Origin of the sequence: Micromonospora sp. NPDC048839, assembly GCF_040649915.1 — a bacterium.
Taxonomy (GTDB): Bacteria; Actinomycetota; Actinomycetes; order Mycobacteriales; family Micromonosporaceae; genus Micromonospora.
Map to the genome: position 1 here is coordinate 79,072 of NZ_JBEZGL010000021.1, position 25,298 is coordinate 104,369.

Genomic DNA, 25,298 nt, shown 5'->3' on the forward strand with positions numbered 1-25,298 from the left:
GGTCAGTCGTCCAGGCCGCGTTCGATGGCGTACCGGGTCAGCTCGACCCGGTTGTGCAGTTGCAGCTTGCCCAGGGTGTTCTGCACGTGGTTCTGCACCGTGCGGTGCGACAGTCCGAGTCGCTGCGCGATCTGCTTGTACGACATCCCCTTCGCCACCAGCCGCAGCACCTCGGTCTCCCGGTCGGTGAGCCGGGGCGTCGCCGGTTCCGCGCCGCCGGCCGGGTCGGGGTCCTGCCCCGGCCCGGCGGCCAGCCGGCGGTACTCGCCGAGGACGAGCCCGGCGAGGCCGGGGGTGAAGACCGCGTTGCCGGCCGCGGTGCGGCGGACCGCGTCGAGAAACTCCGCGGGGGCCGTCGACTTGACCAGGTATCCGGTGGCCCCGGCCTTGACCGCGTCCAGCACGCTCTGCTGTTCGCCACTGGCGCTGAGCATCAGCACCCGCACGTCGGGCAGTGCCGCGCGCAGCCCCAGGATCACCTCGACGCCGGAGATGTCCGGCAGTTGCAGGTCGAGGACGACCACGTCGGGTCGGGCGGCGGCGGCCACCCGGATGGCCTGTCGCCCCTCGCCGCTCGTCGCCACCACCAGGAATCCAGCCTCGGTCAGGTCGCGGGCCACGCCCTCCCGCCACATCGGATGGTCGTCGACCACCATCACCCGGGTCGCGTTCACCGCTGTGTCCTCGGCACGGTCAGCTCGATCTCGGTGCCCGCCTCGGGGGCGGATGCGATCCGCACGGTCCCGCCCAACTCGACCACCCGACCCCGGATCGACTGGGTCACGCCGAGGCGGCCCTGAGCGGCGGCCTCGGCCAGTCGGCCGTCCGGGATGCCCGGCCCCTCGTCGCGGATCGACACCGTCACCGTCTCCCCCTCGTCCTCGATCAGCACCCAGGCCCGTCCGCCGGCGTGCCGCCCCACGTTGTCCAGCGCCGCGCCGGTCGCGGCGGCCAACTCTCCGGCCACCCGGCGTGGCAGCGGCACCGGGGTGGCCGGGGCGGAGAGCGCCACCGCCGACGAGGCGTACCGGCCGAGCAGGGTCCGCAGGTCCACCGCGGCGGCGTCGGGTCCGTCCAGGGCCACACCGGGGGCCGGACCGGCGCCGGCGATCAGCGCCCGCAACGCGGCCTCCTGCTCGCCGGCCAGCCGGGCCAGCTCGCCGGCCTCGCCGGGCAGGTCAGCGCCCCGCCGCTGGACCAGCGCCAGCACCTGGAGCACCGAGTCGTGGATCCCCCGGGCCAGTCGTTCCCGCTCGCGGGTGGCGGCCTCCAGCTCCACCGCACGTTGCAGTCGTTCCTCGGCGCCCGCCGCGAGACGGGCCACGTGCCCGACCACCACCCCGGCGAGCAGCATGAGGATCACCCCGGTGAACGAGGACTGGCCGATCCGCTCCCGGGTGGCCAGGTCCGCGCCGGCAACCAGCAGCGCGGCGATCGTGCCCCGCCGTCGGCCGCCGGAGACGGCCCAGGCCAGCACCGGGCCGGCCATCCAGGCGACCCCCATGGTGGGTACGCCGTGGGTGAGCGCCGTCCGCCCGACCACCCACGGGGTGGCCAGCACGACGGCCAGCACCAGTCCGAGATCGGCCAGCAGCAGCGGCCAGCGCCGCCAGGCCGGTCGGGCGTACGCGAGCGCGGTCGCCCCGGTCCAGGTGATCATCACGAGGACCAGGGCGCCGACGGCGTACGGGTGGGCGTACCGGTCGGCGTCGCGCACCGCGAGCGCGCAGACGTACGCCAGGGACGCCAGCCTGAACACCGCGAGCGCACGCCACAGCGGCACCTCGAATCCACCTGGCGGCGACGGCATGGCCGTCACGATGCCACATCCGACAGGTAGCACGGCGAGCAGCGAGTGCGGTTCGGGAAACCCTGACGTACGGTGGAAAAGCCGCGAAATACTCCGAGATGCGCCGCCGGGACGGGCCCATGACGAACGCAGATCCGCACGCACCGCGTACGGTTGTGCCCATCGAACCTGCCCTCCTGATCGCCGACGCCTTCGACCAGGCCCAGGTGACCGAGATTCGACACTCGGTCACCTCCTGCGCGCACGCTTGCGGGCTCGCCGGCCAACGGCTCGACGATTTCGTGCTCGCGATCAACGAGTTGATCACCAACGCGGTGCGGCACGGCGGCGGACGCGGCTGGCTCCGGCTCTGGCACGAGGCGGAACTGCTGGTCTGCGAGGTCGCCGATCACGGGCACGGGATCAGCCCGCAGCGGCTGGGCGACCGCAGTCGGCCGACCACGGACACCGCCGGCGGCTGGGGGCTCTGGCTGGCCCGCGAGCTGACCGACGACATGGAGGTCGTCACCAGCACCGCCGGCACCACCGTCCGCGTCACCACGAGCCTCGTCCAGCACGACCACACCCCGAGCTGATCCCGCCCCCGCCGGGTCAGGCGAACAGCGCGGAGACGGACTCCCCGTTGTGGATCCGGCGCATCGCCTCGGCCAGGGCCGGGGCCACCGACAGCACCTGCAACTCGGGGATCCGCTTCGCGGCCGGGATGGGAACCGTGTTGGTGCAGACGATCTCCAGGACGCCCTCCTGGTCGCTGAGCCGCTGCAACGCGTCACCGGAGAAGAGCCCGTGCGTGCAGGCGAGCCGGATCGAGCGGACCTTCAGGCCGCGCAGGTGCTCCATCAACTCGATCACGGTGCTGCCCTTGGCGATCTCGTCATCCAACACGATGACGTCCCGATCGGTCACCTCGCCGATCACCGCGCTGATCGTGACCAGGTCGTCGCTGAACCGCTGCTTCGCCCCGGCCGCGACCGGCGTGCCGAGCAGCCGGGCGAAGGCCGCCGCCTCCTTGGCGTTGCCCAGGTCGGGTGAGACCACCACGGTGTTGCTCAGGTCGTAGCGCCGGAAGTGGTTGGCCAGCTCACGCAACGCGTGCAGGTGATCCACGGGAACGCTGAAGAAGCCGTGCACCTGCGGCGAGTGCAGCGTCATCGCGAGCACCCGGTCCGCCCCGGCCGACGTGAGCAGGTCCGCGACGAGCCGGGCACCGATCGAGATGCGCGGCGCGTCCTTCTTGTCCGAACGGGCGTACGCGTAGTGCGGCAGCACAACGGTGATCCGGCCGGCCGAGGCACCCCGGGCGGCGTCGATCATCAACAGCAGCTCGACCAGGTTCTCCTGCACGGGCGGCACCAGCGGCTGGATCAGGAAGACGTCCCGCTCCCGGCAGTTGGCCTGCAACTGCACTTCGAGACAGTCGTTGGCGAATCGGGACACCCGCACCGGGTGCAGCGGTACCCCGAGGTGGGCACAGATCTCGGCGGCCAGGTCGGGATGGGCGGTTCCACTGAAAACGGCGATGTCGCGCACGTTCGCACATCGTAGGCGAAGCGGCGGCCGGCGACCGGCGGTGGGCCGTAACCGGCCGTGACGCCTGTCGCACCACGCTGCGCTTTGGGTACGGTGCTGCGGTGACCCCCCAGTACGTCGCCGCCATCGACCAGGGCACCACCTCCTCGCGGTGCATCGTCTTCGACTACGCCGGGGACATCGTCGCCGTCGCCCAGCGGGAACACCGGCAGATCTTCCCCCGACCCGGCTGGGTGGAACACGACGCCGAGGAGATCTGGGACAACGTCCAGCAGGTCGTCGCCGAGGCGCTGCGGGCTGCCGGCACCGACGCGACCGGGCTGGCCGCCGTCGGCATCACCAACCAGCGGGAGACCACTGTCGTCTGGGACCGGGCCACCGGCCGCCCGGTGGCCAACGCCATCGTCTGGCAGGACACCCGGACCGGGCCGCTGCTGCGCGAACTGGCTTCGGCGTACGGCGAGGAGCGGTTCCGGGTCCGGACGGGCCTGCCGCTGGCCACCTACTTCGCCGGGCCGAAGCTGCGCTGGCTGCTCGACGAGGTCGACGGCCTGCGCGAGCGCGCGGAGCGCGACGAGGTGCTCTTCGGCACCATGGACAGCTGGCTGATCTGGAAGTTGACCGGCGCGCACGTCACCGACGTGACGAACGCCAGCCGGACCATGCTGATGGATCTCACCACCCTGGACTGGGCGCCGGAGCTGCTGGACGCGATGGGTGTGCCGGCGGCGATGCTGCCGGAGATCCGCTGCTCCGCCGAGGTGTACGGCACCGCCAGCGGCGTGCTCGCCGGGGTGCCGGTGGCCAGCGCGCTCGGCGACCAGCAGGCCGCCCTGTTCGGGCAGACCTGCTTCCAGCCGGGCGAGGCGAAGTGCACCTACGGCACCGGGAGCTTCCTGCTGCTCAACACCGGGGCCACCCCGGTCCCGTCGACACACGGCCTGCTCACCACCGTCGCCTACCGGATCAAGGACCAACCCCCGGCGTACGCCCTGGAGGGCGCGATCGCCGTCACCGGCTCGCTGGTGCAGTGGCTACGGGACAACCTCGGGCTGATCTCCACGGCCGCCGAGGTGGAGGACCTGGCCCGTACCGTGGACGACAACGGTGGCTGCTACGTGGTGCCGGCGTTCTCCGGGCTGTTCGCTCCGCACTGGCGCAGCGACGCGCGGGGCGTCATCGCCGGCCTGACCGGTTACATCACCAAGGGGCACCTGGCGCGGGCGGTGCTGGAGGCCTCGGCGTGGCAGACCCGCGAGGTGGTCGACGCGATGGACGCCGACTCCGATGTGGCGCTGCGCCGACTCCGGGTGGACGGTGGGATGACCGCCAACGGCCTGCTCATGCAGTTCCTCGCGGACGTGCTCGACGTGCCGGTGGTCCGGTCCCGGATCACCGAGACCACCTGCCTGGGCGCCGCGTACGCGGCCGGTCTGGCGGTCGGCTTCTGGCCGGATCTGGCCACCCTGCGGGCGCAGTGGCGCTCCGACGCGCAGTGGGAGCCGGCGATGGCCCCGGAGCTGCGCGAGCAGGAGCTGGGCCAGTGGCGCAAGGCCGTGCAGCGCACCCTGGACTGGGTGGAGTAAGTCCCGTGCCGACGTCCTGACTCTCGCCGGCTGTCGTGAGGACCGGAGGAGGGCCGCGCCAGGTGCGCGTCCTTTGCTCTGCTTCAACGGGCGCACCGAAAACATGCCGTCGGTGTTGCCTTGGTTGAAGCAGAGCAAAGGGCGTCCAACAGTGACGCAGGGGGCGGCGGACGGCGGTAACGCGCTCAGCTCCAGCGGTTGCCGGTCAGCTTCTCGTAGACCTCGACGTAACGGGCGCGGGTCGCCTCGACCACCTCGTCCGGCACGTCCGGCGCCGGGGGCTGCTTGTCCCAGCCGCCGCCGGTGGCCCAGTCCCGCACGTACTGCTTGTCGTAGGAGAACTGCACGCGGCCCGGCTGGTACGACTCGGCTGGCCAGAACCGCGACGAGTCGGAGGTGAGCAGCTCGTCGCCCAGGACCAGGGTGCCGTCCGGCGCCCAGCCCAACTCGATCTTGGTGTCGGCGATCAGGATGCCCCGGTCGGCGGCCAGCTCCGCGCCGCGCCGGTAGACGTCGATGGTGATCTGCCGCAGCCGTTCGGCGGTGGCCTGGCCCACCTTGTCCACCACGTCGTCGTACGTGATGGGTTCGTCGTGTTCACCCATCGGTGCCTTGCTTGACGGCGTGAAGATCGGCTCGGGCAGGATCGACGCCTCACCCAGCCCCCGGGGCAGCGCCACGCCGGAGACGGCGCCGGTCTGCTCGTACTCCCGCAGGCCGCCGCCGGTGAGGTAGCCGCGAGCGACGCACTCGACCGGGAGCATGTCCAGCCGCTGGCAACGGATCGCCCGCCCGGCGAACTCGGCGGGCACGTCGGTGGCCGAGATGACGTGGTTCGGCACCAGGTCGGCGAGCTGCTCGAACCACCACAGCGAGAGTGCGGTGAGCAGGCGACCCTTGTCCGGGATCGGCGTCGGCAGCGCCACGTCGTAGATCGAGATGCGGTCCGAGGCGACCAGGATCAGGTCGTCGCCGTCGGCGTACACGTCCCGGACCTTGCCCGAGTGCAGAAGTTCCACGCGCCCTAGTACACCACGCGGGATCGGAACGCCTGATTCGACCACCCGCGCCGGGGGGTGACCGGACGGACGTTGACACCTTCGTGCGCTCCCTGCGTGAATGGTCCGACCGCCGCCCTCGCAGGTCCAGGAGACCCCCGTGCCCGTTGTTCCACCCCCGATCGACCGCCTCGGCGCCGACCCGGGCCGGCGCCGACTGCTCACCGCGCTGCTCGGTGCTCCCCTGCTCGCGTCCGGCGGGCTGGCCGGATGCAGCGACGGCGCCGCCACCTCGACCGACGACGGGCCGGTCGAGCTGTCGGTGTTCTGGTGGGGTGGCACCAGGCGTGCCGAGCTGACCGAGAAGGTGCTGCGGCTCTACTCGGAGCGCAACCCCCGGGTCACCTTCCGCGTGACCTGGCAGGGCGCCGATGGCTACTACGAGCGACTGGCCACCCAGGCGGCCGGCGGCAACGTACCGGACCTGATCCAGATCGACGACACGGTGCTGACCGAGTACGCGCAACGCCAGATCATTCTCGACCTCACCGACCGGGTCAGCGACCATCGCCTCGATCTGCGGGGCCTGCCGGAGGGCCTGATCCGCTACGGCACGGTGGAGGGGCGGACGATGGCGGTGGCCGCCGGGCAGACCCACCCGGGTGTGGTCTTCAACCGGGACCTGCTGCGGGAGCTGCGGGTACCGGAGCCACGCGCCGGAATGAGCTGGGCCGAGTACGTCTCCTGGGCGGAACAGGTCACCGAGGCCAGCGACGGCCAGGTGGCCGGCGCCATGGACGGGTCCGGTGACTACCGGGCGCTCTGGCTCTGGCTGCGGTCGCAGGGCGGCGAACTCTACCGGGGCAAGCAGCTCGGTTTCGGCGTGGAGCAGCTGATCGCCTGGTTCGAGCTGTGGCAGCGGGCCCGCAAGGGGCGGGCCACCCCGGGTGCGGCGCTTGTCGAGCAGGCCGACAGCGGCGAGCCGTCCCGGCAACTGGTGGTGACCGGGTTGACCGCCGCGTCGTTCGCGTGGTCCCACCAACTGCCCGAGTTGCAGCGGCTCACCGAGGCCGAGCTGGGCATTGTCGGCTTGCCGGGGCCGACCGGCGCGCAGTGGGCGCGCGCGTCGATGTTCTGGGCAGCGTTCCGGGGCACCCGCCACCCGGACACCGTCACCGACGTGATCAACTTCCTGACCACGAACGGCGAGGCCGGCACCGTCCTCGGCCACGAACGTGGCCTGAACGCCAGTCTCGCCGTGCGCCGCTACGCCGAGGGCAGCATCACCGAGCCGGCCCAGCAGCGGGCCGCCGCGTTCGGTGCGGCCATCGCCGACCAGCTCGGGCCGGCCCCGGCGCCACCCCCGAAGGGGCACGCCAGGGTACGGACCCTGCTGGTCGCCACCGCGGAGAGCATCCGCGTCAGGCGGGCCGGCACCCGGGCGGCCGCCTCCCGTTTCATCGCCCAGGCCAACGCCGCACTGGCGGCGTGACCACCGGCGGCCGGTCCACGGCCCGCCGCCGTCGACCAACCGATCGGGACGGGCCGTCCGGGGTCAGCGCGGCGGACCGTTCCGACGGTTGCGGGTCAGACGCAGCACCAGGAACACGATGATCCCGACCACCACCAGGCAGCAGAGCAGGCCGAGAATGCCGAAGCCGCCGCCACGGGACCGCCGTCGGGCGGCCTCGACCACCACCTCGCCGGCGCCCGTGGACGCCCAGGCCGCGACGGGCACGAAGACCGCCAGTACGGCCGCACCGAGGACCGCGCTGAGCCGGCCCCACCACTTACCGAATGAAGACATGTGCCCATCCTCGCCGACTGACGCAAACTCGGCACGTCGGTCCGCGCCGAACCTGGCACGAAGCCGTCCGGGAGCATCCCGACCGGACGCAACGTTCCAGATTGGCGGGTGGGGCCGGCACCCGGCGGCCTTACTCAGGTCGGCGGCCACAAAAAACAGGTCCGGCCCCCACTGATGGGGGGCCGGACCTGTTGCACTGCCGGTGGTAGCGGGGACAGGATTTGAACCTGCGACCTCTGGGTTATGAGCCCAGCGAGCTACCGAGCTGCTCCACCCCGCGTCGACTGGTTAACCTTAACCCATCCCGTTCGGCGATGATCAGCGGGGTCACCGCTGACGCCAGCGAGCGGGCTTTCGCTCGACTTTCCGAGCAGCCGCAAACGTCGGGGAAAGTCGAAAGCCCGCCTCCGGCGAAACCGGAAACGGGCTTTCGATGTTTCTCGTAGCGGGGACAGGATTTGAACCTGCGACCTCTGGGTTATGAGCCCAGCGAGCTACCGAGCTGCTCCACCCCGCGTCGACTTGCTAACCGTAGCGCACCACCCCCGGGTGCCGCAAAACGACATCCGAATCCGCCGGATCGCGGCCCGGCACCTATCGGTCAAGCCAGGCCCGGACGCGCGACGACAGCGGAGCCCCCGTCGCCAGGACCGGATGGTCCGACGACGGGGGCTCCGCGAGTTACGCCCGGCGAGTGCGGTCAGCCGCCCGCGCTCGGGCTGCCACCCGCCGACGGTGTGGCGCTGCCGCTGGGTGCTCCGGCAGCCTGCTGCGCCTGCTGGAACGCGGTCAGCGCCTCGTCCAGCGTCTTGAGCGCACGGCCGTACCGCTCGAAGTCACCCGAGGTCTGCGCGGCCCGTACCTCGGTGATCGCGGTCTGCACCCGGTCCGCGGCGACGGCCAGGTCACCGGTCGGCGGCGTGGTGCTGGCGCTCGGCGTCGGCGTCGGCGTGGCGGTCCCGCTCGGCGTCGGCGTCGGTGTGGGCGTCGTCGGGTTGCCCCCGGTGGTCGGGGGCGGTGACGTGCCGCCCCCGGCCTTCTTACCCTGCTCGACCAGCTGCTTGATGCCGTCGTTGATGTTGTCGGCGAGCGCCACGAAGGAGCCACCGTCACCGTAGGAGACCAGCACCTTCTGCAACAGCGGGTACGCGTCCTGCTGGTTGCTCTTCACATAGACCGGCTCGACGTAGAGCATGCCGTCGGCGAAGGGCAACGAGAGCAGGTTGCCGAACTGCACCTGCGCCTGGTTGCTGGAGAGCAGGGTGAGCTGCTGGCGAATGTTGGCGTTGTTGGTCATCTGTTGGTGCACCTGCACCGGGCCGGAGATCCGGGTCTGATCCGGCAGCTCCAGCACCTCCAGCCGGGGCTGCCCGCCGACGTACGACCCGGAGATCAGCGCGGCCAGGTTCTGCCGGCCGTTCGGGGTGACCGCGGCGGTGAGCTGGAACCGGGGGCTGTCCTGCCCCGGGAACTGCGTGAACAAGTAATACGGAGGCTGCTTCTGGCCGCTGTCCGGAGAGTCCGGCACGTTGGGCACCTGCCAGAAGTCCTGTGCGGAGTAGAAGTCGCCCGGGTTCGTCACGTGGAACTTGGTGAGCAGGTTGCGCTGCACCTTGAACATGTCCGCCGGGTAGCGCAGGTGCTCGGTCAGCGCGGCCGGGATGTCCGCCTTCGGCTGGATCAGGTCACCGCCGAACGCCTTGTTCCAGGCCTTGAGCACGGGGTCGGTGTCGTCGTACTCGTAGAGCTTCACGGTGCCGTCGTACGCGTCGACGGTGGCCTTCACCGAGTTGCGCATGTAGTTGACGTTCTCCCGGGCCAGCTGGAAGGTGCCCCGGTTGGTCAGCTCGTCGGTGGTCTCGGTCTGCAGGTTGACCCGCTCGGCGTACGGGTAGGTGGCCGCCGTGGTGTAGCCGTCGACGATCCACTGCACCCGACCGTCGACCACCGCCGGGTACGGGTCGCCGTCCAGGGTGAGGAACGGCGCGACCTTCTCCACCCGGTCCCGCGGGTTCCGCACGTAGAGGAGCTTGGAGTCCTTGTTGACCGCCTCGGAGAGCAGGAAGTTCGACTCCTGCTCCTTGATGGCGTACAGCAACCGGCGGGTGAAGGAACCGATCTCCACGCCGCCCTCACCGGTGTAGGTGTAGGACTCGCCGCCACCCTCACCGACCGGCCTGTCGAACTCGGCCTTCTTGTTCGGGTCGGCCTGACCGACGATCGCGTAGTCGTCGGCCGCCATCCGCTCGCCGTAGTAGATGCGCGGCTGCGTGGCCGGGATCTGCTCGGTCTGGGAGGAGCACGCCTCCTGGGTCTTCTCGCCGAGGAAGCCGGACACGAAGAACGGCTGCCCGCCGCAGACCACCTGGTTGGCCGGGGCGGCCACCAGCCCGTACCCGTGGGTGTAGACGGTGTGCCGGTTGATCCAGGTGTTCTGCTGGTCGGTCAACTCGCCGTAGTTGATCTCCCGGACGCCGACCACGTAGTCGGAGACCTTCCCGTTCACCCCATAGCGATCGATGTCCAACTTGGGGCCGAAGTCGTAGAAGCCCCGCACCTGCTGGAGCTGCGTGTACGTCTCACTGACCAACTGCGGGTCGAGCAGCCGCACGTTCGACACCACCGAGGTGTCGGTGGCCAGGTTCGCCGGTGGGGTGGAGTTGTTCGCCGCGAACGCCGTCGTCTCGGTGGCCCCCAACCCGAACGCCGCTCGCGTCGCGTCGATGCTGCGCTGGATGTACGGCGCTTCCTTGTCCTTGGCGCTCGGCTTGACCTCGAAGGTCTGCACCGCCCAGGGGTAGATGCCGCCGATGGCCACCGCGGACACACCGAGCAGCGCCAGCGAGATCCCCGGCCAGACCAGATTGCGCATCCAGGCGTTGGAGAACACGACGATCGCGATCGCCACCACGATCGAGATGTACGCCAGGATCTCCTTCGCCGGCAGCAGCGCGTTGACGTCGGCGTAGCCGGCGCCGTACAACTTGGCACCCTCGTTGTACTCCAGCAACATCGCCCGCCGGTCCAGCACGTACGCGACGGCCTTCAACAGCACGAAGACCGCGACCAGGCTGCTCAGGTGCGCGCGGGCCGCGTTGCTCATCCGGTCGCCGACGCCCTGCAGGCGGACCCCACCGAAGAGGTAGTGCACCGCCAGCGCGCCGATCACGGCCAGCACCACAGCGGTGAAGGCGACCCCGAGCAGGTAACGCCAGAACGGCAACTGGAAGACGTAGAAGCCGATGTCCACCCCGAACTCCGGGTCCTTCACCCCGAAGTCCCCGCCGTTGCGGAAGAGCAGCCACTGACTCCACCGGTTCTGTGCGGAGATGCCGGCGAAGAGCCCGACCACCGCGGCGGTCAGCGCGATCCAGGTGCCCAGTCGCGGGCTGAGCGCCATCCGGTAACGCTCGAGCGTCGCCTGCTCCACCGAGTGCGGACGCAGCCGCGGGCGCAACCGATGCGCCAGCCACAGGTTGCCACCGACGACCACCGCCATGCCGAGACCGACGGCGAGGAAGAGCAACAGTCGGGTCACCAGCACATCGGTGAAGACCTCGGTGTAGCGGACCTCGTCGAACCACAGCCAGTCCGTCCACGCCTGGACACCCCAGCCGAGCAGGGTGAAGAGCACGAACACCCCGACCAGGACGGAGATGGTGACGCGCCCGCGCCGGCTCATCCTCGGAAGGGGGCTGCTGCTACGCATGACCACTGTTGGCTCCGCACGCTCGATGTGATCGGCTCCGACCAGGCACCCAGAGTACGGGGTGTTCCTGAGCGTGTCGGGGCACGGTCACACCGATCAGCAACGAGTCGGCTGACCCCCTGCGCGCAACGTCTCCAGGGCGGTCATCGCCTCGTCCAACGAACCCACCCGCAACAGCGGCAGACCGGGCTGTGGATTACGGACCGCCTCGGCGCAGTTGTCCGCCGGCACCAGAAAGACCTTCGCGCCAGCGCGCTTCGCGCCGACCAACTTCTGGGCGATCCCGCCGATCGGGCCGACGGCGCCCTCGTCGTCGATGGTGCCGGTACCGGCGATGATCTGGCCACCGGTGAGGTCGGCCGGGGTCAGCTTGTCGACGATCCCCAGAGCGAACATGAGACCGGCGCTCGGTCCGCCGATGTCGCCCAGGTCGATGCCGAGGGTGAACGGGTGCGGCTGCTGCTGATCGATCTCCACACCGATCCGCGGCCGGCCATCCTGCTCCCGACTGGTGACCGTCGCCGTGGCCGGCGCGCCGTCGCGGGTGTAGGAGATGGACAACGCCGTACCCGCCGGCTTGGCCCGGATCAGTTCGGTGACCTTCGCGGCCACCGGCACCGGCTGACCGTCGACGGAGGTGATCACGTCACCGGTCTTCAACGCCCCGGCCGCCGGCCCGTCCCCGGCCACCGTCTTGATCACCACCTGCACCGGAAAACCCAACTCCCGCAGCGCGGCCGTCTCCGCGCTGGTCTGCGACGCCTTGAAGTCCTCCGCGTTGCGCTGCTCGACCTGCTCGGTCGACTCCCCCGGCGGGTAGACCAACTCACGCGGCACCACGGCCTCGTCGTCGGAGAACCAGCCCGCGATCGCCCCCCGCAACCGCACCGTGGGCTGCACACCCACCGTGGTCAGCCGCAACTGGCCGGCGGAGGTCGAGGTCTCCCGCCCGGAGACCTGGATGACCTCCTTGCCGTCCTCCGTGCCGAGGGTGTTGACCGTCGGGCCGGGGCCGAGCACCACGTACGGGATCGGCACCCGCAGCACCCCGATGCTCAGCAGGGCGGTGAACAGGGCACCGAGCAGGACCGTCAGGCCACGACGTCTCATGCCGCAGAGCGTACCGACCGGCCGGACGCCTCCTGCCGGATGCGCCACGCGACTTCGCCCTCAGCGCAACACCAGCGGCGGCGACCTGGGGCGCGGTCCGCGTACCGTAGACGTCGTGCCTGATATTCCGTTCGGTTTCGCGCTCCCGGGTGGGCAACCACCAGACCCCAACGATCCCGCGCAGATGCAGCAGTTCATGTCGCAGTTGCAGCACCTGCTCTCCGCGCCGGGCAGCGGTCCGGTCAACTGGGACCTGGCCCGGCAGGTAGCGGCCAGCCAGCTCGCGGCCGCCGGCGACCCGGCGGTGTCACCGTTTGAGCGCAACGCGGTCGAGGAAGCGCTGCGCCTGGCCGACCTGTGGTTGGAGCCGGCCTCGTCCTGGCCGTCGGGCATCCAGTCACCGGTGGCCTGGAACCGCAACGAGTGGATCTTCAAGACGCTCGACGTGTGGCGCAAGCTCTGCGACCCGGTCGCCAGCCGGATGGTCGGCGCGATGGGCGACCTGGTGCCACCGGAGGCGCGCGCCCAGCTCGGCCCGATGCAGTCGATGGTGGCCACCCTCGGCGGCGCGCTCTTCGGCGGTCAGCTCGGCCAGGCGCTCGGCTCACTCGCCGCGGAGGTGCTCTCCGCCGGCGACATCGGGCTGCCGCTCGGCCCGGCCGGCACGGCCGCCCTGATCCCGGCCAACATCCGGGCGTACGGCGAGGGCCTGGAACTTCCCGAGGATGAGGTCCGCCTCTACGTGGCGCTGCGCGAGGCCGCCCACCAGCGGCTGTTCCAGCACGTCCCGTGGCTGCGTGGGCATGTGCTCAGCGCGGTCGAGATGTACGCCGCGGGCATCCGGGTCAACCGGGACGCGATCGAGGAGGCGATGGGCCGGGTCGACCCGACCGACCCGGAGTCGATGCAGGCGATCGCCCTGGAGGGCATCTTCACCCCGGAGGACACCCCGGCGCAGAAGGCCTCCCTGGCCCGACTGGAGACCGCACTCGCCCTGGTCGAGGGCTGGGTCTGCCACGTCGTGGACAGCGCCGCCAGCGACCGGCTGCCAAACGTCGTCCGGCTGGGTGAGGCGTTCCGCCGTCGCCGGGCCGCCGGCGGCCCCGCCGAGCAGACCTTCGCCGCACTCGTCGGCCTGGAACTGCGCCCGCGCCGCCTTCGCGAGGCCGCGGCACTCTGGGCCGCGCTCACCGAGCACCGAGGCATCGAAGGCCGCGACGCCGTCTGGGGTCACCCGGACCTGCTCCCCTCGGACGACGACTTCGCCGACCCGGTCGCCTTCGCGATGAACGACATGGACCTGAGCGAGCTGGACAGCTTCGACTTCACCGCCCCCGGCGGGGTGGAGGAGAAGGCCCCCGGCCAGCCCGACGAGACCGACGGCGAGGACGACGCCAAGTCCTGATGTCCGCGTAACGACGGCCTGCGCCCGGGTGCCCCCAGGATCGACAACGGGCACCCGGGCGCGCTGTCGGCAGGGCTGACAGCTCAGCCCGGCTGGCCCGGGCCAGCGGGGCCAGCGGGGCCAGCGGGGCCAGCGGGGCCAGCGGGGCCAGCGGGGCCAGCGGGGCCAGCGGGGCCAGCGGGGCGATCCTGCCGGTGGGCTCGCGGGTAGCCGTGCCGGCGGGCAGCGGCACGGACCTTGTGGGCAGGCAGGCTGACAGGTTCAGGCGGGGCGGCCCGAGCCGGAGAGCAGTGCGCGGGTCGCTTCCCAACCCTCGAAGGCCGGGTCCAGCGTGGCCAGGTCAGCCGGGCCGCGCAGGCGGCGCCAGCCCGTGGTGACCGCCACGTCAGCGGGGCGCGGGGCGTTGGCGCGCGCCTCAGCCGGCGTCGCCGTGTCCAGGTGCAGCGTCGGTAGCCAGTCCGGCGCGGGCAGCCGTACCGCGACCCCGAGCAGACCCGGCCCGCCACCCTCGACCGGAGCCACCGCGACCGGTCGGGTGGTGAGTGGGCGCAGCAGCTTGCCGACGGTCAGCGCGGGCAGGTCAGGCACGTCTGCGACCAGCACCGCCGCCTGGTCGTAGCCCTCCAGCGCGGCGAACACGGCGTTCGGCGTGGGCTCGGCCACCTCGAACACCGTCGTGCCGGGCCACACCAGCGCGTCGGCCAGCGCCCGGTCGGTCGGGGTCACCGCGACCGCGACCTCCACCTCGTTGAGCGTGGCGAACAGGTCGATGACGTCTTCCGCGAGAGCCGCTCGCCATTCGGCCAGGTCGACGCCCGGAGGCGACCAGGAGACCGACCCGAGCAACGCCACTACCACCCGTCGCGCCATCCCCCGACCCTAGCGCCCCACCCCGCCTGCCCGACCCACCCGCCCTGCCCGCCCTGCCGCAGGACACCGCATGATCGACTCGATTTCATTGAAAGCGCGGCCTCCGGAGGGCATCGAGAGCGCGGTTTTCAGGAAGCCGAGTCGATCTGGGCCACATCAGGTCGAGATTGGGGAAAGCGCGGCCTCCGGAGGGCGTCGACAGCGCGCCTTTCAGGAAGCCGAGTCGATCTAGGGCACATCAGGTCGAGACCGGGGAAAGCGCGGCCTCCGGAGGGCATCGACAGCGCGGTTTTCAGGAAGCCGAGTCGATCTAGGCCAATCAGGTGGGGAGCGGAGCGCCGGAGGCGGCGGCAACACCTTCGAGGTAGCCGCGAGCGCGTTCGGCTTTGGGGTAGCGGCCGACCAACGCCCAGAACCGGGCGTTGTGGCTGGGCACGATCAGGTGTGCCAGCTCGTGCAGCAGCACGTAGTCGATCACCCAGTCGGGCATTTCCTGAACGCGGTGTGAGATCCGGATGCTGCGGTCGGCAGGGGTGCACGAGCCCCATCGGCCGTTCTGGTTGGTGACCCATCGGACGCTGGCGGGCACCGCCTTCGTGGCGTACCCGGGGAGGTAGAGGTCGATGAGCCGGGTGGCACGGGCCAGCAGCTCGGCGTCGGAGCGGGCCAGCCGCCCCTCGCGGGCGGCGAGCCGGGCGAGCATCCGGTCGACCCACTCGCTCTCCTCGGCCCGGGAGAACTGATCCGGGATGAGAACGACGACTCGCTCACCGTCACGGTACGCGGACACCGTGCGTCGCCGACGCTGGCTGCGCCGCACCTCGACGACCGGCTTGCGCGTCCCCGCCATCACTGGCCCGCGCAGCCTCGGCTACGTGTCACGAAGGAAAGCTAATGCCCACTGACCAGGGGTCCGCAAGAGTCAACCACCCGACACGCGCCCGGAAAGTGGTGATTAGTCGACAGGCGTCCAGAAAATTTCTTGACCGCAACGGCACCGCACCACCTCGTCACCCTTGGTGAACACCGATGGCGCCGGTACGCGGCACCTCCCCACCGTAAGTGATCACGGTGCCAAACGCCCCCTCGGGGGCACTCGCACGGGTGTCTGTGGGGGTTTGGTCGGCGTGTCCCCGCCAAACTGACTTATCCGACCTATTTCGCCATGCACACTCTCGACGTCGACTAGCTCACAGTGTCGATGCACAGCTGACATGGAACCGCCCAGACCTGGGTAGGGTCCGCGGACCAGCGGTCACGTAGGTGGCCGTGGAGTGAGACCCAGCGCCGGCGCCCCGTGTGGCCCGCCGCCGGGCACCCCGCCGGGACGGCATCGACCGGCGGACGAGACGAGGAGGGCACCGTGGCCGACCAGGCCCAGACGACCTACAACGGTTACTGCGTGAAGTGCAAGGAGAAGCGGGACTTCGAGGGGCACGTCGAGGTCTCGAAGACCGGAATGAACATGGCAAAGGGCAAGTGTCCGGTATGCGGAACAACAGTGAACCGCATCCTGGGCAAGGCCAAGGTCTGACCCGTACGAGCGGCGGGGGCGGGGTGGCCGACGGTCACCCCGCCCCGTTGCCGTCTCCGCCGGTCGGCGGGTCGCCGGCGCCCTGTCGGGTGGCCGACAGCCTCGCCGACGGGCTGTGGATAACCCGGCAAAGCCTGTGGACGACGCTGGACAGCGGCCTGAGCGCCTGTGGACAACGATCGACCGAGCGCGAAGAAGCGCTCACGATTGGTGACCATGAGCCGCACTGTTCTGCCCCGCCCCACGTTGCTGCCCGGCCTCAACCGGCTGTGGCGAGACCGCCACACCCTCCAGCTCGGCGTCGGCCCCGGGCCGGCAGTGCTGCTGGAACTGGCCAACCCGCGTGCCGCCCACCTGCTCGACCTGCTCGACGGCACCCACAGCGAGCGCACCGTGCTGGCTCGGGCGGCCGCCGCGCAGGTCACCAACGACGACGCGCGTACGCTGCTCGACGCCCTGCGTGCGGCCGGCCTGCTGGTGCCCGCGCACAGCCTGTTCCCCCGTGACCTGGCCGGCCCCGCCCGCGCCCGGCTCACCGCGGAGGCCGGCGCGCTGGCCCTCGCCGCCGCTCGGCTACCCGGCACCCCCGCCCAGGTCCTGCGTCGACGACGGACCGCCCGAGTCGTGCTCACCGGCGCCGGGGCGCTTGGTGGGCCGCTGACGGTGGCGTTGGCGCAGGCCGGCGTCGGGCAGGTGGTCCCTCTCCTCACCGGCTCGGTGCGCCCCGTCGACCTGGTCGGCACCGGCATTCCCGCCGCCGAGCTGGGCCATCCGCTGGCGCCGGCGGTACGGTCCGCGGTCGACCGCGCCGCGCCCGGCACCACCACCCACCCGGGCCGGGCGGGCCGGGTGGACCTGGTGATCCAACTCGGCACGGACCGGCCACCCGCGCTGCTCGCCGCCGGTCTCGCCCAGCGTCGGCAGCCACACCTGCTGGTCACCCTGCGCGAGGGCGTACCGGTCATCGGGCCGCTGGTCTGCCCACCCGCCGGACCCTGCCTGCACTGCGTCGAGCTGCACCGGGCCGACCGCGACCCGGACTGGCCGCGGCTCGCCGCCCAACTCGCCGCGGCGGACCCGGTCGCCGCCGGCGCGACCGGCACGCTGCTCGCGGCCATCGGGTACGCGCTGGCCGAGGCACTGACACAGCTCGACGGCGGGCAGCCGGAGACGCTGGGCGCGGCCATGGAGATCACCGGTGCGGGTCGTTTCCGACGTCGAGGCTGGCCGCCACACCCGGCGTGCGAGTGCTCGCGTGGGCGAGCGTCCGCACCAGCCCGGCCGCAGAGCAGCAGCGGAGCCCTCCGGTCGGTAACAATGGCCGAGTGACCGACATCCCGCGCCGCGCCGTGTCCCGCACCGCCAAGCTCGCCGCCCTGCCGCTCGGCTTCGCCGGCCGGACCGTTCTCGGCATGGGAAAGCGCGTCACCGGGATCGCCTCCGACGTGATCTCCGCGGAGATCCAGCAGCGCACCGCCGAGCAACTGTTCAGCGTGTTGGGCCAGCTCAAGGGCGGGGCGATGAAGTTCGGCCAGGCGTTGTCGGTCTTCGAGGCCGCGTTGCCGGAGGAGATCGCCGCGCCCTACCGCCAGGCGCTGACCAAGCTCCAGGAGGCGGCGCCCCCGCTGCCGGTCGCCAGCGTGCACAAGGTGCTGGCCGAGCAGCTCGGCCCGGACTGGCGGGACCGGTTCGTCGAGTTCAACGACGTCCCAGCGGCCGCGGCCAGCATCGGCCAGGTGCACCGGGCACGGTGGCGTGAGCCGGGGTTCGACGAGTCGGGCGCGCCGAACAGCCGCGACGTGGCTGTAAAGATCCAGTATCCGGGGGCCGGCGAGGCGCTGCTCTCCGACCTGAAGCAGCTCTCCCGCCTGGGCGGGATGTTCCGGGCCATCCAGCCGGGCCTGGACGTCAAGCCACTCCTTGTCGAGTTGCGGGAGCGGATCACCGAGGAACTGGACTACGAGTTGGAGGCCGAGTCGCAGCGCGCCTTCGCGGAGGCGTACGCCGACGACCCGGAGATCTACATCCCGCAGGTGATCAACGCGGCACCCCGGGTGCTGGTCACCGAGTGGGTGACGGGCACTCCGCTGGCCGACATCATCCGCGAGGGCACCGAGGAGGAGCGGGACGAGGCGGGCCGGTTGATGGCCACCCTGCACCTCTCCGCGCCGCAGCGGGCCGGGCTGCTGCACGCAGACCCGCACCCGGGAAACTTCCGGATGCTGCCGGACGGCCGACTCGGTGTGATCGACTTCGGCGCGGTGGCCCGGATGCCCGAGGGCACGCCGGAGCCGATCGGTCGCATCGCCGCGCTGGCCCTGCGCGGCGACGCCGACGAGGTGGTGGCCGGGCTGCGGTCGGAGGGCTTCATCGGCGCCACCGAGGAGATCGACGCCGAGGGGGTGCTCGACTTCATTCGTCCGATGCTGGAGCCCATCGCGGCAGACGGTTTCCGGTTCACCCGGGCCTGGCTGCGCGGCGAGGCGGGTCGACTCGCCAGCCCCCGCTCCCCCACCTACCAGCTGAGCAGGCAGCTCAACCTGCCGCCGTCGTACCTGCTGATCCACCGGGTGACGCTCGGCTCGATCGGGGTGCTCTGCCAGTTGGAGGCGAAGGCCCCGTACCGCAGCATCCTGGAACGCTGGCTGCCCGGTTTCGCCCCGGTCGCCTGACCACGCCGAGGCCCGAACGCCGCACGACATGCGGAAGGGCGGGTGCCGGTCGGCACCCGCCCTTCCTCGCATCGCGGTGGTACTAGAGAACGCCCAGGTCACGAGCCGTCTGGTTGCGGCTGTTCATAGCGACGGTACGGGCGGATCGGGTTGCCTCAGTGCGCGTGGTGGTACGACCGGCCTGAGGCCGACGCGTTCGAGCCCTGGACAACGCTTGGTGGAGTAGTTGCATCTCGAAGGCTCCGGTCGAAAGGTTGAACATCGTCATCTCGCTCACTGCCGGTGTGCCACCGGCGTAGTTGGTACGGGTCGGGAACATGTCAGGCTGCCAGCCGGACCGCGCCACGCACCTCGGACAGCCCACTGGCCGCCAGGCGCGCCTCGGCCTCGACCCGAAGCTCGGCGTCACGCGCGACGTCCTCCTTGCGCGGACGGCCACGGGGCCGCTTACGCGGAACAACCGCGCCACGCTCGAAGATCTCGCCGCCCCAGACGCCCCACGGTTCCGCCCGCTCCACCGCCCCGGCCAGGCACTCGACGCGCAGCGGGCAGTCCCCGCAGAGCGACTTGGCCAGCTCGAGCTCGGCAGGCGAGTCGGAGAACCACAGGTCGGGGTCGAACTTCCGGCAGGGCAGGTTCGCCTCCATCTCGACGCTCACGTCGAGGGGGGCCAACGCCAGACTCATCTCCCGCTCACCTCTCTCTCACTTCGATCTCGTGGATCGCATTCCGACGTACTTACGGCGGGCAAAAAACTGAGGCCGCGGATCCCGGTAGCGGGTTCCGCGGCCTCGAGGTGAGCCGGTGTCTGATGGTCAGACCGGTTTACCTCGAGGCGGAACGCCGCGGACATCCGTGCGCTTGTTGGCGACCTGGATGCCATTGCCAGTGGAGCCACTGGTCCCCTCGACTCCGACTGGTGCGACGGTCAGGATCAGCTCGGCCTGAACCTGGTGCACCTGCGGAACCGACGGCCGTGCAGCCGCAAGGGCCACCCGGACAGCCGACAGCGGAGCGCAGACAGACGGCATCGCCGTCAGACGCTCATAGGTGAAGATCTTCACGGGTGCCACCTCCCTCACGTTCCTCGAAATCGACTGGACCAACCCCGTGAGCAGCCGGAATGGCGCCGCTCGCGTGGTGTGTCCTGAGGTTATTCCTCGCGCCGGGGCGAGGGCAAACGAATTTACGACTGGATTTCGAAAGTTTTCTCCGGGCAGACGTCATCCACCCCCGAACCGTCCACGAGGGCCAGCACCGACTCCCCATAAAGGCCCAGCTTGCGGGGGCCGATACCGGCGATGGCGATCAACTCCTCGGGCCGGCCGGGCCGCCGCTCGGCCAACGCGACAAGCGTCGCGTCGGTGAAGACCACGTACGCCGGGACCTTCTGCGCCCCGGCCACCCGCTGCCGCCACTCGCGCAGCCGCTCGTGCAGCTCCTCGTCGATGTCGGACGGGCAGGTGGGGCAACGGCCGAGCTTGCGGTCCGGGCCGGCGAGCAGGGTGGCGCCGCAGATCCGGCAGGAGACGATCTGGGTGCGCCGCCGCTCGGGACGGCGGGCCGGACCGGTGCCGGCGGTCGCCCGTTCGGTGCCGCCGGAGCGGTCCAGCTGGGGCAGGAACCGCGACGGCCGCCGGGCTCGTCCGCCCGGCGAGCGCGCGGCGGCGTACGACAGCCAGAGCCACTGCCGCGCGCGGGTGATGCCGACGTAGAGCAGCCGGCGTTCCTCCTCGACCTGCTCGACGGTCTTGGCGTACGTGGTCGGCAGGGTGCCCTCGGCGAGGCCGACCAGGAAGACCGCGTCCCACTCCAGACCCTTGGCCGAGTGCAGCGAGGCGAGGGTCACCCCGTCCACCGTCGGTACGTGCTGCTGGGCGGCCCGCCGGGCCAGCTCCTCGGTGAAGTCGGTGAGGGTGACGGGGCGTTCCACCGACGCGGCCTCGCCGATCGGCACCACCTCGGGGGTGGCCGCGTACTCCTCGGAGAGCTGGACCAGCGCGGACAGGGCCTCCCACCGCTCGCGGGCCGCACCGCCGGCCGGGGGCGCGTCCGGGGCCCAGCCGACCGCGGTGAGCGCCTCGACGACGGCGGTCGGCAACGAGGTCTCCCCGGGGATCGACCGGGTGGCCGACCGCAGCGCGACCATCGCCTGGCGCACCTCGGTCCGTTCGAAGAACCGCTCCGCGCCCTGCACGACGTACGGCACCTCGGCCTCGGTGAGCGCCTTCTCGTACGCCTCGGACTGCGCGTTGACCCGGAACAGCACGGCGATCTCCTTCGCCGGCGTACCCGTGTCGATGAGGGACCGGCAGCGCGCGGCCACCGCGTTGGCCTCGGCCGGCTCGTCGGTGAAGATCCGCAGGTCCGGTTCGGGGCCGGGTGGGCGTTGCCCGCTCAACTCCAGCCGCAGCCGCGCCTCGGTGCCCCGGGCCTGGGCGATCACCGCGTTGGCCAACCCGACCACCTGCGGGGTGGACCGGTAGTCGCGGACCAGCCGGACCACCGTGGCGCCCCGGTGCCGGCGGGGGAAGTCGACCAGGTACGCCGAGGTCGCCCCGGTGAACGAGTAAATCGTCTGGCTGGCGTCGCCGACCACGGTGAGGTCGTTGCGGCCGGCCAGCCAGGCGTCGAGCAGGCGCTGCTGGAGGGGGTTGACGTCCTGGTACTCGTCGACCACGAAGTGCCGGTACTGGCCGCGGACCTGCTCGCCGACGTCCGAGTGCTCCTCGATCCCCCACACCGCGGCCCGCAGCATGTCCTCGAAGTCGATCACCCCGTTCGAGCGTTTGAGCTGCTCGTACGCGGTGAACACGTCGGCGACCTTCGCCGGTTCGTGTGGTGTGTCGCGCAGCGCCCGGGCCGCGGACACCACGTAGTCCGTCGGCTCGACCAACGACGACTTCGCCCACTCGATCTCACCGGCCAGGTCCCGCGCCGCAGCCCGGTCGGTGCGCAGGCCGACCCGGGCGGCGGCGAGGGTGACCAGTCGTACCTTGCTGTCCAGCAGTTCGGGCATGGCGCGACCGGACAGCAGCCGGGGCGCGAAGTACCGCACCTGGCGCAGCGCGGCCGCGTGGAACGTGCGCGCCTGCACACCGCCCACCCCGAGCACGGTGAGGCGGCTCCGCATCTCGGCGGCGGCCCGGGCGGTGAAGGTGACCGCGAGCACGTGCCGGGGGGAGATCTCGCCGGAGAGCACCCGATGGGCGATCCGGGAGGTGATCGCCCGGGTCTTGCCGGTGCCGGCGCCGGCCAGGATGCAGACCGGGCCGGCGGGTGCGGTCACGGCGGAGCGTTGCTCCGGGTCCAGCCCGGCGAGCACCCGTTCCGACGCTGAGTGAACCACCACAACCAGGAATCATCTCAGCTCCTCCCAGCGTTGCAGCGAACAGCCTCGGCTTGATCCGCAAGCCGCGGCCGGAGGAGTTGGAGGATCCGAGGATGCTGACGATGTATTCCACCCCCTGGTGCGGCTACTGCCACCGCCTGAAGTCGCAGCTCGACCGGGAGGGCATCGGGTACGAGGTGGTCGACATCGAGCAGGACCCGAAGGCCGCGGAGTTCGTGATGAGCGTCAACGGCGGCAACCAGACGGTGCCGACGCTGCGCTTCGCCGACGGCAGCGCCCTGACGAACCCCTCGATCACCCAGGTCAAGCAGCACCTGGAGACCCTCGACGCCTGATCGGCCGGGTCACTTTCCGAACGAGCGGTCGCCCCACTCCGGGCGACCGCTCGTTGGTGTCCGGTATCCGTCACCCGGGCGGTCGCCGGCGGGTGCCCGTCGACACCGGCCGCTCGGCGTCCTCGACCGGTCGCCGGGGCGCCGGGACCCTCGGGCCGGTCGGACGGGTCGGCGGCGTGGGTGGACGGGTACCGGGCGGGGCGCTCAGGTGCCGACCCCGCCAGAGGTAACTGCCGGCCGCCAGGGCGGCCATCCCCACCAGCGCGAACAGCATCCGGTAGTCCAGGAAACCGACAAGCAACGCGCCCGCCCCGATGGAGAACGCCTGCGGCCCGCTGACCACCGCCTGGGTGGCCGCGGCGACCCGGCCGACGAGCGCCGGCGGGGTCCGGCGCTGGATCAGCGTGTGCAGACCCACCATCGTCAGGGGCAGCGAGACGCCGGCCAGCAGCACGGCCGCGAAGGCGAGCCGAAGATCGGGGTACGCGAGCACGAAAGCGGCTGGCGAGAAGAAGGCGACCCCGGCGGCCAGGGTGCCGACCTCTCCGAACCGGCGGACCAGCGCCGGTGAGCAGAGTCCACCGAGCAGCCCGCCGACGCCCTGCACGGTGACCAGCACACCCACGAACGCGGCGTCGCGGTTGAGCCCCTGGTCGACGTAGGCGAAGATGAGCGACTCGCTGAACCCCATCACCAGTGACCCGAGCCCGTAACCGAGCAGCGCCCGACGCAGGGCCGGCTCGCCGGCCAGGTGCCGCAGACCGGCACCCAACTCGGCCGGCCAGCGCAGTCGCGTGGGCGAGGGCGCCTGTTTCGGGGTGGGTAGCGCGGTCACCACCGCCGCCGCGGTCAGAAATCCGACCATGCCGATCCCGGCCAGCGCCCACCCGCCGAGCGCCGCGTAGAGCGCCGCGCCGGCCAGCGGACCGATCAGCCGCATCCCCTGCCGTACGGTCTGCAGCACGCCGTTCGCCTCCGCGAGCAGCTCGACCGGCACCAACTCCCGGATGAGCCCGCTGAGCGCCGCGCCGAGCGTGATCGACGACAACCCGTACAGGGCCGCCACCAGGTAGACGACCCAGACGTCACCGGCGTCCGCGACGGTGAACAGGGGGGTGAGCACTGCCGCGGTGACCACGTTTGCGGCGACGAAGAACGGCCGGCGTGGGTAGCGGTCGACGAACCAGCCGATCACCGGTGCCAGCGTCATCGGGGCGACGACGGCGAAGATGGTGCCGCCGGCGAGCCCGTTGGAGCCGGTCAGGTCCTTGACCCAGATCGCGAGCGCGAGCAGCAGGATCGACTCGGCGGTCATGCTGGCCAGCAGACCGCCGAAGAGCAGACGGAAGTCGGGTCGGCGCAGGACGGTGCGCATGGGTCCCTCCGGCGGGATGGCGTGCCCGGGTGGGCGTGGTCGACGGGGTTGCGACCGCAGGTCCGTCGTCATCCGGCATTCCTGTGGTCCATTTTTGTCAGACACGCCCCCGTCGGAACCTCCGACGTCGGTCGCGCCGTCCATACTGGCCGTGGGGGGCGAATTTCATACAGTTACCGTCGCGTCTGCGGCGGTCGACGGGAAAGAGGACACTGTGCCTCCTGCCGCACCCAGCCCGATAATGCGTCGCCGACGGTTGGGCCTGGAACTGCGCCGCCTGCGCGAGACCGCGGGTCTCACCGGCGATCAGGTCATCGAGAGGATCGGTTGGGCGTCGGCGTCCAAACTGTCCCGCCTGGAGAACGGCCGCAGCCGACCGGACCCGCAGGACGTCGGCGTACTGCTGGCCCTCTACGGGGCCGACGAGGCAACGCACACGGAGTTGCTCGGAATCGCCGGCGAGGCCGGCGACATGCGGGGCTGGTTGAAGAACTTTCCGGTGATGACGCAGCAGCAGCGTAGCTGGGCCGAGCTGGAGGCGGGCTGCGCGGAGATCTCCGAGTACAACCCGGTGCTGGTGCCGGGGCTGTTGCAGACCCCCGGGTACGCGGAGGTCCGGATCGTCTCGGCTCGCGAGGTGGGCGCGGGCGCCGGTGAACCGGAGCCGGGCGACGACCTCGACACCGAGGTGCAGGCGCGGATGGCCCGCCAGTCGCTGCTGACCCGGGAGCCGCACGCGCCGCAATACACAGCGGTGCTGGAGGAGGCGGCCCTCGGCAACCGGGCCGGGCCGCCCGAGGTGCTGCACGAGCAACTGGTCCAGCTCTGCGAGCTGGCCCTGCTACCCAACGTGACGCTGCACGTGCTGCTACGCGACACACCTGTCGGAAATTGGTACCTTCCGCCGACCGCGTTCTCCGTCTACCGGTTCGCGGATCCGCTCGATCCGGAGACATTGGCCATCGAAGGGGGGTTCACCGACGTCATGTCGACCGAGGTAATCCCGCTAAATAGCTATAAAGTGGTGTTCGAGTGGCTATGCACGGCGGCACTAACCGCCTCGGAAACCCTCTCCTGGCTGATCGAGTCGACGGGACGGCTGACCGAGGCGGTGCCCCCATCCACAGTGGCGTTCGGGCCGGCAACGGCGCCGACCCAACGCCGCAGGGATTCGGGGCGGCTGACGGAACGGTGATCCACGGGGG

At 71.2% G+C, this 25,298-nt stretch carries 22 protein-coding genes and 2 tRNA genes; 9 read left to right on the forward strand and 15 right to left on the reverse strand.

Annotated elements, in window-relative coordinates; translation table 11 throughout:
- Positions 1-2 precede the first annotated feature (2 nt).
- Together AB0C25_RS30040 and AB0C25_RS30045 are read right to left on the reverse strand one after the other, a co-directional pair.
- Positions 3-656 carry a response regulator transcription factor gene (locus AB0C25_RS30040; protein ID WP_357377611.1) on the reverse strand — a complete coding sequence of 218 codons (654 nt, stop codon included), beginning with the start codon at positions 654-656 and terminating at the stop codon, positions 3-5.
- A gap of 14 nt (positions 657-670) precedes the next feature.
- Entirely contained in the window at positions 671-1,810 is a 1,140-nt protein-coding gene (locus AB0C25_RS30045; protein WP_357377520.1) for a DUF5931 domain-containing protein, read from the reverse strand.
- Between the two features lie 119 nt (positions 1,811-1,929).
- Between AB0C25_RS30045 and AB0C25_RS30050 the strand changes: the two genes are divergently transcribed.
- Positions 1,930-2,385, forward strand: coding sequence for an ATP-binding protein (locus tag AB0C25_RS30050; RefSeq protein WP_357377522.1), 456 nt, complete (start codon positions 1,930-1,932; stop codon positions 2,383-2,385).
- A gap of 16 nt (positions 2,386-2,401) precedes the next feature.
- Here AB0C25_RS30050 and AB0C25_RS30055 read toward each other — a convergent pair whose 3' ends face one another.
- Positions 2,402-3,340, reverse strand: coding sequence for a ribose-phosphate pyrophosphokinase (locus AB0C25_RS30055; RefSeq protein WP_357377524.1), 939 nt, complete (start codon positions 3,338-3,340; stop codon positions 2,402-2,404).
- A gap of 101 nt (positions 3,341-3,441) precedes the next feature.
- On the opposite strand from AB0C25_RS30055, the gene glpK reads away from it, so the two are divergent.
- On the forward strand, positions 3,442-4,926 hold the full coding sequence (glpK, locus tag AB0C25_RS30060) for a glycerol kinase GlpK (RefSeq protein ID WP_357377526.1): 1,485 nt from the start codon (positions 3,442-3,444) through the stop codon (positions 4,924-4,926).
- Positions 4,927-5,111: 185 nt separating this feature from the next.
- Here glpK and AB0C25_RS30065 read toward each other — a convergent pair whose 3' ends face one another.
- Positions 5,112-5,945 carry a phosphoribosylaminoimidazolesuccinocarboxamide synthase gene (locus AB0C25_RS30065; RefSeq protein ID WP_357377529.1) on the reverse strand — a complete coding sequence of 278 codons (834 nt, stop codon included), beginning with the start codon at positions 5,943-5,945 and terminating at the stop codon, positions 5,112-5,114.
- A gap of 139 nt (positions 5,946-6,084) precedes the next feature.
- On the opposite strand from AB0C25_RS30065, the gene AB0C25_RS30070 reads away from it, so the two are divergent.
- Positions 6,085-7,416, forward strand: a complete 1,332-nt coding sequence (locus tag AB0C25_RS30070; protein WP_357377531.1) for an extracellular solute-binding protein — start codon at positions 6,085-6,087, stop codon at positions 7,414-7,416.
- A gap of 63 nt (positions 7,417-7,479) precedes the next feature.
- On the opposite strand, the gene AB0C25_RS30075 is transcribed toward AB0C25_RS30070, so the two are convergent.
- The 5 genes from AB0C25_RS30075 to AB0C25_RS30095 all read right to left on the reverse strand — a co-directional run bounded on the left by AB0C25_RS30075 (position 7,480) and on the right by AB0C25_RS30095 (position 12,550).
- Entirely contained in the window at positions 7,480-7,731 is a 252-nt protein-coding gene (locus AB0C25_RS30075; RefSeq protein WP_357377533.1) for a hypothetical protein, read from the reverse strand.
- A 203-nt stretch (positions 7,732-7,934) separates the two neighbouring features.
- A tRNA-Met gene (locus tag AB0C25_RS30080) sits at positions 7,935-8,011 on the reverse strand.
- Between the two features lie 163 nt (positions 8,012-8,174).
- A tRNA-Met gene (locus AB0C25_RS30085) sits at positions 8,175-8,248 on the reverse strand.
- Positions 8,249-8,431: 183 nt separating this feature from the next.
- Positions 8,432-11,440, reverse strand: coding sequence for a UPF0182 family protein (locus tag AB0C25_RS30090; protein WP_357377535.1), 3,009 nt, complete (start codon positions 11,438-11,440; stop codon positions 8,432-8,434).
- Between the two features lie 96 nt (positions 11,441-11,536).
- Entirely contained in the window at positions 11,537-12,550 is a 1,014-nt protein-coding gene (locus AB0C25_RS30095; protein WP_357377537.1) for a PDZ domain-containing protein, read from the reverse strand.
- 115 nt (positions 12,551-12,665) lie between these two features.
- On the opposite strand from AB0C25_RS30095, the gene AB0C25_RS30100 reads away from it, so the two are divergent.
- Entirely contained in the window at positions 12,666-13,955 is a 1,290-nt protein-coding gene (locus AB0C25_RS30100) for a zinc-dependent metalloprotease (protein WP_357377539.1), read from the forward strand.
- 261 nt (positions 13,956-14,216) lie between these two features.
- On the opposite strand, the gene AB0C25_RS30105 is transcribed toward AB0C25_RS30100, so the two are convergent.
- Positions 14,217-14,825: a hypothetical protein gene (locus AB0C25_RS30105; RefSeq protein WP_357377541.1), complete on the reverse strand. Its 609-nt coding sequence runs from the start codon at positions 14,823-14,825 to the stop codon at positions 14,217-14,219.
- A gap of 319 nt (positions 14,826-15,144) precedes the next feature.
- Positions 15,145-15,675, reverse strand: coding sequence for a M48 family metallopeptidase (locus AB0C25_RS30110; protein WP_357246727.1), 531 nt, complete (start codon positions 15,673-15,675; stop codon positions 15,145-15,147).
- Positions 15,676-16,188: 513 nt separating this feature from the next.
- Between AB0C25_RS30110 and AB0C25_RS30115 the strand changes: the two genes are divergently transcribed.
- The 3 genes from AB0C25_RS30115 (at position 16,189) to AB0C25_RS30125 (ending at position 19,031) form a co-directional block, all read left to right on the forward strand.
- Complete coding sequence (locus AB0C25_RS30115; RefSeq protein ID WP_167457767.1) at positions 16,189-16,359, forward strand: DUF5679 domain-containing protein; 171 nt, start codon at positions 16,189-16,191, stop codon at positions 16,357-16,359.
- A 216-nt stretch (positions 16,360-16,575) separates the two neighbouring features.
- Entirely contained in the window at positions 16,576-17,688 is a 1,113-nt protein-coding gene (locus tag AB0C25_RS30120; protein ID WP_357377543.1) for a hypothetical protein, read from the forward strand.
- The gene (locus AB0C25_RS30125) at positions 17,685-19,031 is read left to right on the forward strand and encodes an AarF/ABC1/UbiB kinase family protein (protein ID WP_357377545.1); all 1,347 of its coding nucleotides are present in this window, start codon (positions 17,685-17,687) and stop codon (positions 19,029-19,031) included. The genes AB0C25_RS30120 and AB0C25_RS30125 overlap by 4 nt, the downstream gene beginning before the upstream one ends.
- A gap of 320 nt (positions 19,032-19,351) precedes the next feature.
- On the opposite strand, the gene AB0C25_RS30130 is transcribed toward AB0C25_RS30125, so the two are convergent.
- From AB0C25_RS30130 to AB0C25_RS30140, 3 genes are all read right to left on the reverse strand, one after another.
- Positions 19,352-19,717, reverse strand: a complete 366-nt coding sequence (locus AB0C25_RS30130) for a WhiB family transcriptional regulator (RefSeq protein ID WP_328420094.1) — start codon at positions 19,715-19,717, stop codon at positions 19,352-19,354.
- A gap of 129 nt (positions 19,718-19,846) precedes the next feature.
- Positions 19,847-20,095, reverse strand: coding sequence for a hypothetical protein (locus AB0C25_RS30135; RefSeq protein WP_357377548.1), 249 nt, complete (start codon positions 20,093-20,095; stop codon positions 19,847-19,849).
- Positions 20,096-20,217: 122 nt separating this feature from the next.
- Positions 20,218-22,383, reverse strand: coding sequence for an ATP-dependent DNA helicase UvrD2 (locus AB0C25_RS30140; RefSeq protein ID WP_357377550.1), 2,166 nt, complete (start codon positions 22,381-22,383; stop codon positions 20,218-20,220).
- Between the two features lie 92 nt (positions 22,384-22,475).
- Here AB0C25_RS30140 and AB0C25_RS30145 point away from each other — a divergent pair, with 92 nt between their 5' ends.
- Entirely contained in the window at positions 22,476-22,718 is a 243-nt protein-coding gene (locus AB0C25_RS30145; RefSeq protein WP_357066605.1) for a mycoredoxin, read from the forward strand.
- Positions 22,719-22,788: 70 nt separating this feature from the next.
- On the opposite strand, the gene AB0C25_RS30150 is transcribed toward AB0C25_RS30145, so the two are convergent.
- The gene (locus AB0C25_RS30150) at positions 22,789-24,093 is read right to left on the reverse strand and encodes an MFS transporter (protein WP_357377552.1); all 1,305 of its coding nucleotides are present in this window, start codon (positions 24,091-24,093) and stop codon (positions 22,789-22,791) included.
- Between the two features lie 214 nt (positions 24,094-24,307).
- Between AB0C25_RS30150 and AB0C25_RS30155 the strand changes: the two genes are divergently transcribed.
- Positions 24,308-25,288, forward strand: a complete 981-nt coding sequence (locus AB0C25_RS30155; protein WP_357377554.1) for a helix-turn-helix transcriptional regulator — start codon at positions 24,308-24,310, stop codon at positions 25,286-25,288.
- Positions 25,289-25,298: the final 10 nt, after the last annotated feature.

Coding starts and splice junctions, on each gene's coding strand:
- AB0C25_RS30040 (WP_357377611.1), bottom strand. CDS start 656: ATGGTGGTCGACGACCATCCGATGTGGCGGGAGGGCGTGGCCCGCGAC.
- AB0C25_RS30045 (WP_357377520.1), bottom strand. CDS start 1,810: ATGCCGTCGCCGCCAGGTGGATTCGAGGTGCCGCTGTGGCGTGCGCTC.
- AB0C25_RS30050 (WP_357377522.1), top strand. CDS start 1,930: ATGACGAACGCAGATCCGCACGCACCGCGTACGGTTGTGCCCATCGAA.
- AB0C25_RS30075 (WP_357377533.1), bottom strand. CDS start 7,731: ATGTCTTCATTCGGTAAGTGGTGGGGCCGGCTCAGCGCGGTCCTCGGT.
- AB0C25_RS30090 (WP_357377535.1), bottom strand. CDS start 11,440: ATGCGTAGCAGCAGCCCCCTTCCGAGGATGAGCCGGCGCGGGCGCGTC.
- AB0C25_RS30095 (WP_357377537.1), bottom strand. CDS start 12,550: ATGAGACGTCGTGGCCTGACGGTCCTGCTCGGTGCCCTGTTCACCGCC.
- AB0C25_RS30105 (WP_357377541.1), bottom strand. CDS start 14,825: ATGGCGCGACGGGTGGTAGTGGCGTTGCTCGGGTCGGTCTCCTGGTCG.
- AB0C25_RS30110 (WP_357246727.1), bottom strand. CDS start 15,675: ATGGCGGGGACGCGCAAGCCGGTCGTCGAGGTGCGGCGCAGCCAGCGT.
- AB0C25_RS30120 (WP_357377543.1), top strand. CDS start 16,576: ATGAGCCGCACTGTTCTGCCCCGCCCCACGTTGCTGCCCGGCCTCAAC.
- AB0C25_RS30130 (WP_328420094.1), bottom strand. CDS start 19,717: ATGAGTCTGGCGTTGGCCCCCCTCGACGTGAGCGTCGAGATGGAGGCG.
- AB0C25_RS30145 (WP_357066605.1), top strand. CDS start 22,476: ATGCTGACGATGTATTCCACCCCCTGGTGCGGCTACTGCCACCGCCTG.
- AB0C25_RS30150 (WP_357377552.1), bottom strand. CDS start 24,093: ATGCGCACCGTCCTGCGCCGACCCGACTTCCGTCTGCTCTTCGGCGGT.